Raw genomic sequence first — 16,595 nt, forward strand, 5'->3', positions numbered from 1 at the left:
CGGCCGTTGCCATGCCGTGCCCCACCCGTACGGAACACACATCGGAGGAACCCGCGTTGAGCGCCAACCCCAGGACCAACCGAACACCCGTCATCCTGGCCGTCGTCGGCGTGCTCGTGGTCGCGGTGGTCGCCGCCGTCCTGGGCTTCGTGCTCACGATGGGCGGCGACGACAAGAAGGACGACGACGCGGGCAAGAGCGGCGCCGGCGCCAAGCGGACCGGCTCGGCGGCCAAGGCCCCGATCCGCACCATCGACCCCGCGACCCTGCCCGCCGCCGCACAACCCGACGGCACCATCCGGGTCGGCAGCGCCGCCGCGCCGGTCACCGTCACCGTCTACGAAGACTTCCGCTGCCCCTTCTGCAAGCGCTTCGAGACCAACTTCGGCCCCCTGCTCGCCGATTACGCCGAGGCCGGGAAGATCAAGGTGGACTACCGCATCGCCTCCTTCCTGGACGGCAAGCTCGGCGGCACCGGCTCGGTCAAGGCGGCCAATGCCGCCCGCTGCTCCGTGGACGCGGGCAAGTTCGCCGCCTACCACGCGGTGTTGTTCAAGAACCAGCCCGACGAATCCGAGGACGGCTTCACCGTCGCGCGCCTGCTCGACCTCGCCGGCCAGGTCCCGGGCCTGCGCGGGGACACCTTCGACGGGTGCGTGAACACCGACGCCAACGCCGCCTGGGTGGCCGCCGGGGAGCGGGCGTTCGAGGGCTCCGGCGTCTCCGCCACGCCCAGCGTCGCGGTCGACGGAAAAATTCTGGACAGCGGGAACTCGGCCATGCGTTCGCCCGACAACCTTCGTGCGCTGCTCGACCAGCGCCTGGACAACCCCGGGAGTGGTAAGGCGGCACTCGGACAGGAACCTCAGGCACCTTCCGCCGGTTAGACAGGACATGTGCCGGTCCGAGGTGCGGGGACCACGGACCGGCTGTCCGCGCACCTCACCCGTCGTGACGGAGGTCAGACCGTGGGAAGCAAGACGAACGAGCCGGCGGCGGCGCGGTGACCGCGACGGCCACCCCGAACGGGGTCCAAGTCGCCGGTCCGCTCGCGAGCCTGCGCCGAGCCGCTCCCTGGATCGGCCTGGCCGTCCGGCTGGGCCTGGCCTTCGTCTGGGCCTACGCCGGCTGGGAGAAGGCAGTCGACCCCGACCGGGCCGCCTACGCGGTCCGCGGCTACGACCTACTGTCCGAAGACCTGGTCAAGCCGGTCGGCTACGCGCTGCCCTACCTCGAACTGGGCCTGGCCGTGCTCCTGGTGGTCGGCCTGGGCACCCGCCTGGTCGCCGCCCTGTCCGCACTGCTCCTGCTCGTGTTCATCGCGGGCATCGCCCAGGCCTGGGCCCGCGGGCTGGCCATCGACTGCGGCTGCTTCGGCGGCGGTGGGCCGGTCGCGCCGGACCGGACCGCGTACCTGGAGGAGATCCTGCGGGACTGCGGCTTCCTGCTCCTGGCCGGCTGGCTGATCGTCTTCCCCCGCACCCGACTCTCCGCCGACGCGTGGCTGTTCCCGGAGGAGCCGCCCTACGTCGACGACGAGTACGACGAGGACGAGGACGACACGGACGCGCCGCACACGGACGCGGCCGAGAACCGCGGGGACGCGAACCGGAACCCCGGAACCCGGGAACTGAAAGGCCCTGAGATCACGTGAGCTCGAAGAATTCGGAAGGCAAGCGCACCGCGCGCGAACGGATGGCCCAGGAACGCGCCCGCCAACAGGCGCTCGCCAAGCGCAGGCGCGTGCTGGTCATCGCCGGCGCCGTGGTCGCCGTCCTTGCGGTCGTCGCCATCATCGGCGTGGTCGTCGGCATGTCCAAGACCAACAAGAAGAAGGGCCCCTGGAAGGACGCGCTCGCCAAACCCTTCAGCGCGCCCGCCAACCTGTCCGCGGACGGTCTGGGCATCACCGTCGGCAGCAACCCCAACGCGCCCTCGCTGATCATGTACGAGGACTTCCGCTGCCCGATCTGCCACGAGGTGGAGAAGTCGCTCGCCCCGACCCTGCGCCAGATGGCCGACGCCGGCACCATCAAGATCGACTACCACATCGCCTCGTTCCTGGACGGCAAGCTCGGCGGCAACGGCTCCAAGTACGCCGCCAACGCCGCCGGTTGCGCGCAGACCGCGGGCAAGTTCGCACCGTTCCACGACCTGCTCTACGCCAACCAGCCCGACGAGCTCAACGACAAGTTCGGCAACCGGGCCTACCTGCTCGACCTCGCGGGCAAGGTCGACGGGCTGCGCTCGCCGGCCTTCGACCAATGCGTCAACGACCTGACCGACGCCGGCTGGGTGAACAAGGTCGAGGACGCGTTCCAGAACGCCAAGATCGGCGACACCCCGGTCACCGGCACCCCGACCGCGGGCATCAACGGCAAGACCATCGACCTGATCGTCAAGGGCCGCGGTCTGGCCACCCCCGACGAGGTGCGCGCGCAGATCCTGGCCGCCATCAAGTAGCCGGCGCCCGCTCCACCCCGCCCGGGCGCGGCACCGAGGATTACCGGTGCCGCGCCCGTTGCCCGTTCGATGCCGGCCGCCGGCGCACATCGACCCCCACACCCGGTAGCGTCGTACCCGCCATGGACCTCGCATTCATTCCCAGCCCCTCACGCGGCCAGATCGACCTCGGTCCGATCCCGCTGCGCGGCTACGCGCTGTGCATCATCATCGGTGTCGTCATCGCGATCTGGCTCGGCGAGCGACGTTGGGTCGCCCGAGGCGGACGCGCCGGCACGGTCGGCGACCTCGCCGTGTGGATGGTGCCCTTCGGCCTCGTCGGCGGCCGTCTCTACCACGTCATCACCACCCCGGGGCCGTACTTCGGCGACGGCGGCGACCCCATGCAGGCGTTCGCCGTCTGGAAGGGCGGCCTGGGCATCTGGGGCGCGATCGCGCTGGGCGCGGTGGGCGCCTGGATCGGCTGCCGCCGCCGGGGCATCCCGCTGCCCGCGATGGCCGACGCGCTCGCCCCGGGCATCGTGCTCGCGCAGGCCGCGGGCCGCTGGGGCAACTGGTTCAACCAGGAGCTCTACGGGCGCGCGACGGACGTGCCGTGGGCGGTGAAGATCGACGGCGACCACAACGTGGTCGACCCCGGCCAGAGCGGCACCTTCCACCCGACGTTCCTGTACGAGTCGTTGTGGTGCATCGGCGTCGCGGTGCTGGTCATCTGGGCGGACCGCCGATTCAAGCTGGGCCACGGCCGCGCGTTCGCGCTCTATGTCGCGGGCTACACGGTGGGCCGGTTCTGGATCGAGTACATGCGCGTCGACGACGCCGAGCACGTCCTGGGCATGCGGCTGAACAACTGGACCGCGATCCTCGTCTTCGCCGGCGCGATCGCCTACATCTGGATCTCGGGCAGGAAGCACCCGGGCCGCGAGGAACCGGCCGAACTGCGGGGTCGCCCGCGGGCGGGCGAGGACGACTCGGCCGAGGACGCGGACGCCGACCCGAGCGATGGCGGCGGGGCGGACCGGGTCGCCCTGGGCAAGGACGGCGACGGGGGAGTCGCGCCGAGCACGGCCGCCGCCGAGGGCTCCGGGGACGAAGGCGCGCCGGGCAAGGCCGCCCTGCGCCCGAGTACCGAGGGCAAGAGCGCGGCGAGCAAGGACCGCGGCGACAAGGCCGCCGTGCGCACCGGTGCCGAGAACGACGTCCCGGTGCGCGACGCCGCCGCGAGCACGGACGTCGCGGACGAGGTCGCCGAGGGCCTGGCCGCCGGGAATGCGGATGCCGAGCAGCGGGCCGGTTCCTCGGTCGCGCGGAAGTCCGCCGACCAGGGCTGAACCCCGCCGCACGCCGACAAAAGGCTGCCCCGACCCGCCTCCACCGGCGGGTTCGGGCAGCCTTTCCTCGCCGGCGGACCGGCGGAGCGAACCGGTAGCGTCGTGGCCCCAGCGTGACGAGAGGCCCACCACCGTGAAGACCACCGACATGGCCCCCGAGGTCCCCGATGCCCCGGCGCTCGGGCACCAGGACGGCATCGACCACACCCACCGCGACATCGGCGGCGGCTGGCTGCGCCCGGCCGTGTTCGGCGCGATGGACGGACTGGTCTCCAACTTCGCGCTGATCGCCGGCGTCGTCGGCAGCGACGCCACCCCGAAGACCGTGGTGGTCACCGGCCTGGCCGGGCTGGCCGGCGGCGCCTTCTCGATGGCGGCGGGGGAATACACCTCGGTCGCCTCGCAGGCCGAACTGGCCCGCGCCGAGCTGGAGATCGAACGCCGCGAACTGGTCCGCAGCCCCGAGGCCGAACAACGCGAACTCGCCGAGCTCTACCTCGCCCGCGGCCTGGACGAGGACCTCGCCGTCGAGGTGGCCCGGCAACTCTCCCGCGACCCGGAACTGGCCCTGGAGATCCACGCCCGCGAGGAACTCGGCGTCGACCCGCACGACCTGCCCTCGCCGTGGCTGGCCGCCGGCTCCTCGTTCGCCTTCTTCGCGATCGGCGCGCTGCTCCCCCTGCTGCCCTACCTGCTCGGCGCCGGCACCCTCACGCCCGCCCTGCTGCTGACCGGGCTCGGCCTGTTCGGCGCCGGCGCCGCGGTCTCCCGGGTGACCGCCCGGCCGTGGTGGTTCAGCGGCACCCGCCAGTTGGTCCTGGGCGCGGCGGCCGGCGGGCTGACCTATCTGCTCGGCCTGCTGATCGGCCAACAGGTGTGACCGGTGAGGCATACGTAACACGGGGGTAGCACTGCGACTCGGTCCGGAAACGATCAATTTCGCGAGGTGCCACAGACTGTTTCGGTGGTGGGATGGTCGGGAATGAGCCACCCGATATGCCAAGGCGACCGGCGCGGCGCAACGTTCGACGACCGGGCCGAATCACCCTGGTGACCACATGGTGAGACGGGTTTGTCCCGGGTTACGGATACTCGTACCGATCGTGTAACCTGCACGAAATCGCAGAGGGCCAACGTCGTCCCTGTTGCGCACCACACGCCACGACGACGACGGGAGCGCCCATGCCTCCTGCCATGCCCGCAACTCCGGGCCCCCTCTTCTCCGCGCTTCCCGCGGCACAGGGGTTGTACGACCCCCGTAACGAGCACGACGCCTGTGGTGTCGGATTCGTGGCCACGCTCACCGGCGAGCCCAGCCACGACATCGTCGACCAGGCGCTCACCGTCCTGCGCAACATGGAACACCGCGGCGCCACCGGCGCCGAACCCGACACCGGCGACGGCGCGGGCATCCTGATCCAGGTCCCGGACGCCTTCCTGCGCGAGAACGTCGGCTTCGCACTGCCCGAGGCGGGCGGCTACGCCGTCGGCATCGCCTTCCTGCCCGACGACGACGTGCACGCCGGGCGCGCCAAGTCCTCCATCGAGCGGATCGCCGCCGAGGAGAACCTGCGCGTCCTGGGCTGGCGCGAGGTACCCACGACATCGGGTCTGGTCGGCGCCACCGCGCGCGAGACCATGCCGCGCTTCGCCCAACTGTTCGTGGCCGGCGTCGACGACACGGTCAGCGGAATCGCCCTCGACCGGCTCGCGTTCGCGCTGCGCAAGCGCGCCGAGCGCGAGGTCGAGGTCTACTTCGCGTCGTTGTCCGCGCGCACCCTGGTCTACAAGGGCATGCTCACCACCGGGCAACTCGAGCCGTTCTTCCCGGACCTGTCCGACCGACGCCTGGCCTCGGCGATCGGGCTCGTCCACTCCCGGTTCTCCACCAACACGTTCCCGGCCTGGCCGCTCGCCCACCCGTACCGCTTCATCGCGCACAACGGCGAGATCAACACGGTCAAGGGCAACCGCAACTGGATGGCCGCGCGCGAGTCGATGCTCGCCACCGACCTGATCCCCGGCGACCCGAGCCGGCTCTACCCGATCTGTACGCCCGACGCGTCCGACTCGGCGTCCTTCGACGAGGTGCTCGAACTGCTCCACCTCGGCGGCCGGCCGCTGCCGCACGCCGTGTTGATGATGATCCCCGAGGCGTGGGAGAACCACGCCACGATGGACGCCGCCCGGCGCGCGTTCTACAAGTTCCACGCCACCGTGATGGAACCGTGGGACGGCCCCGCCTGTGTCACCTTCACCGACGGCAGCCTGATCGGCGCGGTCCTGGACCGCAACGGCCTGCGGCCGTCCCGGTATTGGGTCACCGACGACGGCCTCGTGGTGCTCTCCTCCGAGGTCGGCGTCCTGGACATCGACCCCGGGAGGATCGTCCGCAAGGGCCGGCTGCAGCCCGGCCGGATGTTCCTGGTGGACACCGAGGCCCGGCGGATCGTCGAGGACGACGAGATCAAGGCCGCGCTGGCCGCCGAACACCCCTACCAGGAATGGCTGCACGCGGGCCTGATCAACCTGGAGGACCTGCCCGAGCGCGAGCACGTCGTACACACCCATGCCTCGGTCTCCCGGCGCCAGCAGACCTTCGGGTACACAGAGGAGGAACTGCGCGTCATCCTGGCGCCGATGGCCCGGGCCGGCGGCGAACCGCTCGGCTCGATGGGCACGGACAGCCCGATCGCCGCCCTCTCCGCCAAGCCGCGACTGCTGTTCGACTACTTCGTACAACTGTTCGCCCAGGTCACCAACCCGCCGCTGGACGCGATCCGGGAAGAACTGGTCACCTCCCTCGGCAGCTTCGTCGGCCCCGAGGGCAACCTGCTCGAGCCCAAGGCCGCGGACTGCCGCAACGTCGTGCTGCCCTTCCCGGTGCTCGACAACGACGAACTCGCCAAGCTCATCCACATCAACCTCGACGGCGACCAGCCGGGCCTCAAGGCCGTCACCATCTCCGGGCTCTACCCGGTCGACGGCGGCGGCGCCGCGCTGGCCAGGCGGCTCGAGGAGATCCGCGCCGAGACCACCGGCGCGATCGCCGACGGCGCCCGCATCGTGGTCCTGTCCGACCGCCATTCGGACGCCGAGCACGCGCCGATCCCCTCGCTGCTGCTCACCTCCGCCGTCCACCACCACCTGATCCGGACCAAGACCCGCACCCAGGTCGGGCTGATCGTCGAGGCCGGCGACGTGCGCGAGGTGCACCACGTCGCGCTGCTGATCGGCTACGGCGCCGCCGCGGTCAACCCTTACCTGGCCATGGAATCGGTCGAGGACCTGGTCCGGGACGGTGTCTTCCTCGGCGACATCGAGCCCGAGCAGGCCATCCGCAACCTGATCAAGGCACTCGGCAAGGGCGTGCTCAAGGTGATGTCCAAGATGGGCATCTCCACCGTCGCCTCCTACCGCGGCGCCCAGGTCTTCGAAGCCGTCGGCCTGGCCGAGGACTTCGTCGCCGAATACTTCACCGGCACCACCAGCAAGCTCGGCGGCATCGGCCTCGACATCGTCGCCGAAGAGGTCGCCCGGCGGCACGCCAAGGCATACCCGCCCACCGGGATCGCCCCCTCGCACCGCAGGCTGGAGATCGGCGGCGAGTACCAGTGGCGGCGCGAGGGCGAACCGCACCTGTTCGACCCCGAGACCGTCTTTCGGCTGCAACACGCCACCCGCACCCGGCGCTACGACATCTTCAAGAAGTACACCGAGCGGGTGGACGAACAGTCCAAGCGGCTGATGACGCTGCGCGGCCTGTTCGCCTTCAAGGCCGGCGCGCGAGAGGCCATCTCGATCGACGAGGTCGAACCCGTCTCGGAGATCGTCAAGCGGTTCTCCACGGGCGCGATGTCCTACGGCTCCATCTCGATGGAGGCACACCAGACGCTCGCCATCGCGATGAACCGGCTCGGCGGCAAGTCCAACACCGGCGAGGGCGGCGAGGACCCCGAGCGGCTGTACGACCCCGAGCGGCGCTCGGCGATCAAGCAGGTCGCCTCCGGGCGCTTCGGCGTCACCAGCGAATACCTGGTCAACGCCGACGACATCCAGATCAAGATGGCCCAGGGCGCCAAGCCCGGCGAGGGCGGCCAACTGCCCGGACACAAGGTCTACCCGTGGGTGGCCCGAACCCGGCACTCCACCCCCGGCGTCGGCCTCATCTCACCGCCGCCGCACCACGACATCTACTCGATCGAAGACCTCGCCCAGCTCATCCACGACCTCAAGAACGCCAACCCCGCGGCCCGGGTACACGTCAAGCTGGTCGCCGAGGTCGGCGTCGGCACGGTCGCGGCGGGCGTCTCCAAGGCGCACGCCGACGTGGTGCTCATCTCCGGCCACGACGGCGGCACCGGCGCCTCGCCGCTCACCTCGCTCAAGCACGCGGGCGGCCCCTGGGAACTCGGCCTCGCCGAAACCCAGCAGACGCTGCTGCTCAACGGGCTGCGCGAGCGAATCGTGGTGCAGACCGACGGGCAGCTCAAGACCGGGCGGGACGTGCTGGTCGCGGCCCTGCTCGGCGCCGAGGAATACGGCTTCGCCACCGCGCCGTTGGTGGTCTCCGGCTGCGTGATGATGCGCGTCTGCCACCTGGACACCTGCCCGGTGGGCGTCGCGACGCAAAACCCCGTACTGCGCGAGCGGTACAACGGCAAGGCCGAACACGTGGTCAACTTCTTCGAGTTCATCGCCGAAGAGGTACGCGAACTGCTCGCCGAACTCGGCTTCCGCACGCTCGAGGAGGCCGTCGGGCACGCCGAACTCCTGGACACCGGAGCGGCGATCGAACACTGGAAGGCCGCCGGGCTCGACCTGGCACCGCTGTTCCACGTACCCGCCCTGGCCGACGGTGCCGCACTGCACCACACCGGCCCGCAGGACCACGGGCTGGCCAAGGCACTCGACAACCAGCTGATCCAGCTGGCCGCCGATGCGCTGGAGAACGGCGACAAGGTCGTGATCAACCTGCCGGTGCAAAACACCAACCGCACCGTCGGCACGATGCTCGGACACCAGGTCACCAAGCGCTACCGGGGCGCCGGGCTGCCCGACGACACCATCGACATCACCCTGACCGGCTCGGCCGGACAGTCGTTCGGCGCGTTCGTCCCCAAGGGCATCACCCTGCGGCTCGAAGGTGACGGCAACGACTACGTCGGCAAGGGGCTCTCGGGCGGGCGGATCATCGTCCGCCCGGACCGAGCCGCGACTTTCGCCGCCGAGGACAACATCATCGCCGGCAACGTGATCGGCTACGGCGCCACGAGTGGGGAGATCTACCTGCGCGGCGTCGTCGGCGAACGCTTCTGCGTGCGCAACTCCGGCGCCACGGCAGTGGTCGAAGGCGTCGGCGACCACGGCTGCGAATACATGACCGGCGGCCGGGCCGTGGTACTCGGGCCCACCGGACGCAACTTCGCCGCCGGCATGTCGGGCGGCATCGCATACCTGCTCGACGCCGACCCGAACAACATCAACACCGAACTCGTGGGCGTCGAAAACCTCGACCCCGCCGACCGCGCCGAACTGCACGACGTTGTGCGCCGGCACCACGAGGAGACCGGCTCGGCCGTCGCCGCAGCGCTGCTCTCCGACTGGGACGCCGCCTCCCGGCGCTTCACCAAGATCCTGCCCACGGACTACAAGGCAGTGCTCGCCGCCAAGGACGCCGCCGAGCGAGCCGGTCTCCCCGAGACCGAGATCGTCCAGAAGATGATGGAGGCGGTTCATGGCTGACCCGAAGGGCTTCTTGACCACGCCCCAGGAGTTGGGCAAGCGTCGCCCCGTCGACGTGCGCATCCGGGACTGGAAGGAGGTGTACGAGGAGCGCACGCTGCTCCCGATCATCACCGAACAGGCCGGCCGCTGCATGGACTGCGGCATCCCGTTCTGCCACAACGGCTGCCCGCTCGGGAACATCATCCCCGAGTGGAACGACCTGGTCTGGCGCGACGACTGGCAGACCGCGAGCGAACGACTGCACGCGACCAACAACTTCCCCGAATTCACCGGTCGGCTGTGCCCGGCGCCCTGCGAGACGGCCTGCGTGCTCGGCATCAACCAGGCACCCGTCACCATCAAGAACGTCGAAGTCTCGATCATCGACCGGGCCTGGGACGACAACAACGTCGCCCCCCAGCCGCCCGACCGGCTCTCCGGGAAGACCGTCGCGGTGATCGGCTCCGGACCGGCCGGTCTCGCGGTGGCCCAGCAACTCACCCGGGCCGGACACACGGTCGCCGTGTACGAGCGAGCCGACCGGATCGGCGGACTGCTGCGCTACGGCATCCCCGAATTCAAGATGGAAAAGCGGCACATCAATCGGCGTATCGAACAAATGCGCGCCGAGGGCACCAAGTTCTACACCGGTATGCAGATCGGCACCGATCTGGACGCGGCCAAGCTGCGCCGCCGCTACGACTCGGTGGTGATCGCGGCCGGTGCCACCGCCGCGCGTGATCTGCCGATTCCCGGGCGGGAGTTCGGTGGGATCCATCAGGCGATGGAATACCTGCCGTTCGCCAACAAGGTGCAGGAGGGCGACCTGGTCGCCTCGCCGATCGACGTGGCCGGGAAGCACGTGGTGATCATCGGCGGCGGCGACACCGGCGCGGACTGCCTGGGCACCGCGCACCGCCAGGGCGCGGCCTCGGTCACCCAACTGGAGATCATGCCGCGACCCTCGGAGGAGCGGCCCGCCGCGCAGCCGTGGCCGACCTACCCGATGACCTACCGGGTCGCCAGCGCGCACGAGGAGGGCGGCGAGCGCGTCTACGCGGTCAACACCCAGGAGTTCGTCGGCGGGGCGGACGGGCGGGTGCGGGCGCTGAAGCTGGTCGAGGTGGAGTTCAAGGACGGCCGCTTCGCGCCGGTGCCGGGCACCGAGCGGGAGATCCCGGCGGACTTCGTCTTCCTGGCCATGGGCTTCACCGGGACGGACCGGTCCAACGGGCTGGTCGAGCAGCTCGGCCTCGCCCTGGACGAACGCGGCAATGTGGCCCGGGACGAGGCGTTCGCGACGAATGTCGACGGCGTGTTCGTGGCCGGGGACGCCGGGCGCGGGCAGTCGCTGATCGTCTGGGCGATCGCCGAGGGACGCTCGTGCGCGGCCTCGGTGGACGCGTGGCTGACCGGTGGGAGCAACCTGCCGGCGCCGATCCGGCCGACGGATCGGCCGCTCACGGTGTGACGCGGGGTGACCGGCCGAGCTGAGATTGAATATGTGACGAAAGTCGCGTGAACGAGAAAGGGCGCCGCCGTTGCGGCGCCCTTTCCGCATGCTGGAAAAGCGCCATATACCGGACGCGGGTACGGCTTACCCGGCGGTAGGAACTAGGCTCTATGACCATGCGTCGAGCCAAAATTGTCTGCACCCTGGGTCCTGCCACCAATTCATATGAACAGATCCGCACGCTGGTCGACGCAGGCATGGATGTAGCCCGCTTCAACCTCAGCCACGGCGCCTACGCCGAGCACGAGGAGCGCTATCACCGCGTCCGTCGGGCATCCGACGAATCCGGTCGCAGCGTCGGCATCCTCGTCGACCTCCAGGGTCCCAAGATCCGCCTGGAGACCTTCGCCGAGGGCCCCGTGCTCCTCGAGCGCGGCGACGAGTTCACGATCACGACCGAGGACGTCCCCGGCGACAAGCACGAGGTCGGCACCACCTACAAGGGGCTGACCGCCGACGTCACCAAGGGCGAGCGGATCCTCATCGACGACGGCCGGGTCACCCTGGAGGTCGTCGACGTCGAGGGCCCGCGCGTGCACACGATCGTCATCGAGGGGGGCATGGTCTCCGACCACAAGGGGCTCAACCTGCCCGGCGTGGCCGTGAGTGTGCCCGCGCTGTCCGAGAAGGACATCGAGGACCTCAAGTGGGGTCTCGCCCTCGGCGCGGACATGATCGCGCTGTCCTTCGTGCGCGCCGCGAGGGACATCGAGGATGTCCACAAGATCATGGACGAGGTCGGTGTCCGGCTGCCGGTGATCGCGAAGATCGAGAAGCCGCAGGCGGTGGACAACCTCGAGGAGATCGTCCTCGCCTTCGACGCCATCATGGTCGCCCGCGGCGACCTGGGCGTCGAGATGCCGCTGGAGGCCGTGCCGATCGTGCAGAAGCGCGCGATCACGCTGGCCCGGGCCAACGCCAAGCCCGTCATCGTCGCCACCCAGATGCTCGAATCGATGATCAGCGCCTCGCGCCCCACCCGGGCCGAGGCGTCCGACGTCGCCAACGCCGTCCTGGACGGCGCCGACGCGGTCATGTTGTCGGGCGAGACCTCGGTCGGGAAGTATCCGATCGAGACCGTAAAGACCATGGCGCGGATCGTGGTCGCGGCCGAGGACTCCACCGCGATGCGGGAGGAGATCCGCAGCCTGGCCGGCCCGCGTACGCAGGGCGGCGTGATCGCGAAGGCCGCGATCGAGATCGCCGAGCGACTGGACGCCAAGTATCTGGTGGCGTTCACCCAGAGCGGTGACACGGGGCGCAGGTTGTCCCGGTACCGCTCGATGATCCCGATGCTGGCCTTCACCCCGGAACCCGCGGTGCGCAGCCGGCTGGCGCTCACGTGGGGCCTGGAGACCTTCCTCGGCCCGCTGTGCAGCCACACCGACGAAATGGTCCGCCAGGTCGACGCGGCCCTGCTGGCCATCGGCCGCTGCAAGAAGGGCGACCTGGTGGTCATCACGGCGGGCTCCCCGCCCGGGGTGCCGGGGTCGACCAACCTGATCCGGCTGCACCACATAGGAGATCTGCCGACCGAGTAACGCCTGGCGGTAGCGCCGATGGCCCGTCACCTCCTTCCTTGCGGGGAGGTGGCGGGCTGTCAGTATTTGGGGCCGACGTGTTGGTCCATGAGCGCGACGGAGGCGCGGCGGGCGATCGAGAGGTTGTTGCGGCGGGCGAATTTCCACTCGACACCGAGTTGGTCCAGCGTCGTCGTGAGGATGCGCATGATGTCCATCGACTCGTTGGTGAACAGGTAGCGCGGGTATTCGTAGCGCTTGCGCTCGCCGGCGACGATCTTGGTGGTCCAGTTGACGTTCCGACATCCGTCGGAGTGGATCAGGCCGCGCACGAGGGCCCAGGGCTGGGCTCGGACGATGTCCCGTTGCCAGGACTCGAGGGCGATCGGCCGCTCGTGCTTGCGGCCGGGGCCGTGTTGGGGGAACAGGCAGGGCCAGTGCTTCCAGAGCGACGTGACCATGTGGCAGCCCTGGCGAGGTGCGCGAAAGACGTTGCTTTCGGGGCGAATTGCGCGCATCGCCGCTTCGCATTCGTCCATCAGGCCGGGCCATGCGTCCGCACAGGCGATCCGGAGGCCGTAGACGCTCCGGGCGTAGCTGCTGAGGCAGCCGTCGCCCAGGTACAGGCCGAGTAGGTAGGAGTAGTCCCGCGCGGGTTCGGGATCGGTGGGCAATCCGGTACAGCGCACGCAGTCGGTGGGCCGCACCGGATCGATGCGGGCCTGCCACGAGCGCATGGCGGAGCGCGAGATTCCGGTTTCCTTGCTCACCGAGTTCAGGCTGCGCCCGTCACCGACGAGCCGCAGCGCCACGAGGCGCGTTGTCCTGTCGTACATGCAATAGGCCGTCAGTATTTGGGGCCGACGTGTTGGTCCATGAGCGCGACGGAGGCGCGGCGGGCCACGGAGAGGAGGTTCCGCCGGGGGAACTTCCACTCGACACCGACTTCGTCCAGCGTCGTTGTGAGGATCCGCATGATGTCCATGGATTCGTTGGCGAAGAGGTAGCGCGGGTATTCGTAGCGCTTGCGCTCGCCGGCGACGATCTTGGTGGTCCAGTTGACGTTTCGACAACCGTCGGAGTGGATCAGGTCGCGCGCGAGGGCCCAGGGTTCGGCTCGGACGATGTCCCGTTGCCAGGATTCGAGGACGATCGGCCGCTCGTGCTTGCGGCCGGGGCCGTGTTGGGGGAACAGGCAGGGCCAGTGCTTGGAGTACGACTTCACATCCGTGCAACCGGACCTCGCTACGAACCCAACGGCCGCACAGGGCAGGAGGATTTGCATCGCCTTCGCTGCTTCGTCGATAAGGCCGGGCCAGTTGTCGCAACACGAGACCGTCAAAGTGTGTTGGCGAGGCTTGCTGATGATGTGCCCGTCTCCGAGATAGAGGCCCAGCAAGTAGGAGTACGCGCTCGGAGTGATGACGGAGTGCACCCCTTCACACGTCGGCTGTGGCCGACCACGTACCGTTCCGGGTGCCCGTCGTGTTCCCCGGCGCCAGTGACGCACTGTCCGCACCGAGACCCCGCAAGCGTGGGCAACGGCTGCGTCGGTCAATCCCTGCTTGTGGAGGCGAAGCGCCAGATCCACAGTCTCTTGTGCGTACATACGTACGAGACTCTGTACAACGGTGCGAGATCTCAGCCGAACGCGCTCGGTTCACCCGAATGACCGTTCTAGGTGCCCTGGGTGGGACTCGAACCCACAACATAACGGGTTTGAGCCGTCATTCTCTGCCAATTGGAATACCAGGGCTTATTTCGGACATTTCGTTGTCCTTGTCAGGTCAGGTCGCCCTGCCTGGCAGACACCTTACCGTGTCTCGGTACCCTCGTGTCCGCACCATTTCTCTGATCGAGGGAGCGACGTGACCGCCGCCACGCAGCCGTCTGATGCGGCGCAGGACAGCCAGCGCGCCCGGGTCGTCATCGCCGAGGACGAGGCGCTGATTCGGCTCGATCTGAAAGAGATGTTGGAGGAAGAGGGGTACCACGTCGTCGGGGAGGCGGGGGACGGGCAGCGGGCCGTGGAGCTCGTGCAGGAGTTTCGGCCCGATCTGGTCATCCTCGATGTGAAGATGCCGATATTGGACGGGATTTCGGCGGCCGAGCAGATCGCCCAGGCGCGGCTCGCGCCGGTGTTGATGTTGACCGCGTTCTCCCAGCGCGAGCTGGTCGAGCGGGCTCGGGATGCCGGGGCGATGGCCTACCTGGTGAAGCCGTTCACCAAGGGCGATCTGGTGCCGGCGATCGAGATGGCTGTTTCGCGGTACACCGAACTGGCTGCCCTGGAGCGCGAGGTCGGCGATCTGACCGCCCGCCTGGAGACCCGCAAGCTGGTGGACCGGGCCAAGAGTGTGTTGCAGGAGAAGTACGGGATGTCCGAGCCCGAGGCGTTCCGCTGGATTCAGAAGGCGTCGATGGATCGGCGGATGTCGATGCGCACGGTGGCCGAGGTGGTCGTGTCCGGGGGCGATGTCGCCGACTGAGGCAGCCTTGTCGATTTAATAACGAACCCGTCCGGTTGTAGGCAAACCGGACGGGTTCGTTGTTTTTCCGGCACCTGATGATCATATTTGATCACTTTGCTTCATTGGAATTCGCTATCCGTTTCTTTCGGATTACATCTGGTTACGGGCGCATCACATCTCGGTCGGCGGACTGCCGCTGCCCTTCCGGCCGGACTACATTCCGGGCACCGCATGTTCATCGCGGTTTGTGAAGGCGCCCCGATGCGGGCTCCGAACTTTTTCTACAAGGGGTTGGGGTTTGCTGTGCTCAAGCGACGCGTGATCAAAATCGCGCTGCCCATCGCGGCAGCGGCACTCGTGCTTTCTGCGTGCGGCAGTGATGACGGCGACAAGAAGAAGGACAACGGCGGGAGTACTCCCGGCGCACCCGGCGGCGGCGGAAACAAGCCGAGCTGGACGATAGGTTTCCAAGCGGGGTTGTCGGGGGAGAATGCCCAGCTTGGCATCAACGAAGAGAACGGCGCTCGGCTCGCCGTCGAGCAGGCCAACGCGAAGGGCGATCTTCCCTTCACGGTGAAGTTCAAGACCTCGGACGACGAGGCATCGGAGACCAAGTCGGTCTCCGCGGCGCAGAAGCTGATCGACGACAGCAACGTTGTTGCCGTTATCGGCCCCGCCTTCTCCGGCCCGACCAAGGCCGCTTCGCCGAACTACGCGCAGGCGAAGCTGGCCACGGTTTCCCCGTCGGCGACCAACCCGTCGCTGACGAACAAGGAGAACAATTTCACCGCGTTCCTGCGCGGTGCGCCGAACGACAACGCCCAGGGCGGCGGGATGGCGAAGTATCTCGCGAAGAAGCTCCAGGCCAAGAAGGTCTTCGTCGTGGACGACAAGACCGAGTACGGCGTGGGCCTGTCGAAGGTGGCCAAGGACGAGCTGGCCAAGGCGGGCGTGCAGGTGGTCTCGGACAGCGTGCCCAAGGCCACCCCGGACTACGGCCCGATCTCCACGAAGATCAAGAACTCCGGCGCGGACGCGATGATCTACGCGGGCTACTACCAGGACGGCGCGCCGTTCGCCAAGAAGCTCAAGGAAGCCGGCTTCACCGGCCCCAAGTTCTCCGGTGACGGCACCAACGACGCGCAGTTCGTCTCGCTGGCGGGCGACGCCGCGAACGACTGGTACCTGACCTGCCCGTGTGCGGACGCGAACGTCGAGGCGGCCACGAAGCAGTTCACCGAGGACTACAAGAAGCGGTTCAACACGAACCCGAGCACGTACTCGGCGGAGTCGTTCGACATCGCGAACCTGGTGATCGAGCAGATGAAGACCTACGGCGCGGAGAAGGTCACCCGCGAGGGCATGCTGGGCAAGCTCAAGGGTGCTTCGTACAAGGGTTTGACCAAGACCTTCAAGTTCCTGCCGAATGGTGAATTCGACGGGGCGACGACCTTCATCTACCAGGTCAAGGGCGGAAAGATCGGCTACATGGGCGACATCGACCAGCTCGTGGGCAGCTGACCTCTTCGTCGAGGGCGGCACAACCTGACGATCGGGCCGGGTCTTCCCG

The 16,595-nt window shown here is 68.6% G+C and carries 12 protein-coding genes, 1 tRNA gene and 1 pseudogene; 10 read left to right on the top strand and 4 right to left on the bottom strand.

The features are described from left to right. The first annotated feature begins 56 nt into the window (after window positions 1-56). From ABIA38_RS01935 to pyk, 8 genes are all read left to right on the top strand, one after another. A complete protein-coding gene (locus tag ABIA38_RS01935) occupies window positions 57-887 on the top strand; it encodes a DsbA family protein (RefSeq protein ID WP_424636578.1) in 831 nt (276 codons plus the stop codon). A 116-nt stretch (window positions 888-1,003) separates the two neighbouring features. Next, entirely contained in the window at window positions 1,004-1,654 is a 651-nt protein-coding gene (locus tag ABIA38_RS01940) for a MauE/DoxX family redox-associated membrane protein (RefSeq protein WP_424636579.1), read from the top strand. Continuing rightward, the gene (locus ABIA38_RS01945; RefSeq protein WP_424636580.1) at window positions 1,651-2,463 is read left to right on the top strand and encodes a DsbA family protein; all 813 of its coding nucleotides are present in this window, start codon (window positions 1,651-1,653) and stop codon (window positions 2,461-2,463) included. The genes ABIA38_RS01940 and ABIA38_RS01945 overlap by 4 nt, the downstream gene beginning before the upstream one ends. A 122-nt stretch (window positions 2,464-2,585) precedes the next feature. Beyond that, window positions 2,586-3,794 carry a prolipoprotein diacylglyceryl transferase gene (gene lgt / locus ABIA38_RS01950; protein WP_424636581.1) on the top strand — a complete coding sequence of 403 codons (1,209 nt, stop codon included), beginning with the start codon at window positions 2,586-2,588 and terminating at the stop codon, window positions 3,792-3,794. Between the two features lie 148 nt (window positions 3,795-3,942). Continuing rightward, window positions 3,943-4,674, top strand: coding sequence for a VIT1/CCC1 transporter family protein (locus tag ABIA38_RS01955; protein ID WP_424636757.1), 732 nt, complete (start codon window positions 3,943-3,945; stop codon window positions 4,672-4,674). A 314-nt stretch (window positions 4,675-4,988) separates the two neighbouring features. Next, the gene (gene gltB, locus ABIA38_RS01960) at window positions 4,989-9,539 is read left to right on the top strand and encodes a glutamate synthase large subunit (RefSeq protein WP_424636758.1); all 4,551 of its coding nucleotides are present in this window, start codon (window positions 4,989-4,991) and stop codon (window positions 9,537-9,539) included. Further along, window positions 9,532-10,992, top strand: coding sequence for a glutamate synthase subunit beta (locus ABIA38_RS01965; protein ID WP_424636582.1), 1,461 nt, complete (start codon window positions 9,532-9,534; stop codon window positions 10,990-10,992). The genes gltB and ABIA38_RS01965 overlap by 8 nt, the downstream gene beginning before the upstream one ends. A 158-nt stretch (window positions 10,993-11,150) precedes the next feature. Continuing rightward, entirely contained in the window at window positions 11,151-12,575 is a 1,425-nt protein-coding gene (pyk, locus tag ABIA38_RS01970) for a pyruvate kinase (protein WP_424636759.1), read from the top strand. Between the two features lie 59 nt (window positions 12,576-12,634). Here the strand turns inward: pyk and ABIA38_RS01975 are convergent, their stop codons facing one another. The 4 genes and pseudogenes from ABIA38_RS01975 to ABIA38_RS01990 all read right to left on the bottom strand — a co-directional run bounded on the left by ABIA38_RS01975 (window position 12,635) and on the right by ABIA38_RS01990 (window position 14,310). Further along, window positions 12,635-13,390 carry a transcriptional regulator gene (locus tag ABIA38_RS01975; protein WP_424636583.1) on the bottom strand — a complete coding sequence of 252 codons (756 nt, stop codon included), beginning with the start codon at window positions 13,388-13,390 and terminating at the stop codon, window positions 12,635-12,637. A gap of 11 nt (window positions 13,391-13,401) precedes the next feature. Beyond that, window positions 13,402-13,779, bottom strand: coding sequence for a hypothetical protein (locus tag ABIA38_RS01980; protein ID WP_424636773.1), 378 nt, complete (start codon window positions 13,777-13,779; stop codon window positions 13,402-13,404). Between the two features lie 276 nt (window positions 13,780-14,055). Continuing rightward, a pseudogene (locus ABIA38_RS01985) lies at window positions 14,056-14,163 on the bottom strand (helix-turn-helix domain-containing protein); the annotation flags it as partial. 73 nt (window positions 14,164-14,236) lie between these two features. Beyond that, window positions 14,237-14,310: transfer RNA gene (locus ABIA38_RS01990), tRNA-Leu, on the bottom strand. Window positions 14,311-14,422: 112 nt separating this feature from the next. On the opposite strand from ABIA38_RS01990, the gene ABIA38_RS01995 reads away from it, so the two are divergent. Both ABIA38_RS01995 and ABIA38_RS02000 read left to right on the top strand, forming a co-directional pair. Then, window positions 14,423-15,043, top strand: coding sequence for an ANTAR domain-containing response regulator (locus ABIA38_RS01995; RefSeq protein WP_424636584.1), 621 nt, complete (start codon window positions 14,423-14,425; stop codon window positions 15,041-15,043). A gap of 243 nt (window positions 15,044-15,286) precedes the next feature. Further along, on the top strand, window positions 15,287-16,546 hold the full coding sequence (locus ABIA38_RS02000) for a branched-chain amino acid ABC transporter substrate-binding protein (RefSeq protein ID WP_424636585.1): 1,260 nt from the start codon (window positions 15,287-15,289) through the stop codon (window positions 16,544-16,546). Window positions 16,547-16,595: the final 49 nt, after the last annotated feature.

Source organism: Embleya sp. AB8, assembly GCF_049739465.1.
Lineage (GTDB): Bacteria > Actinomycetota > Actinomycetes > Streptomycetales > Streptomycetaceae > Embleya.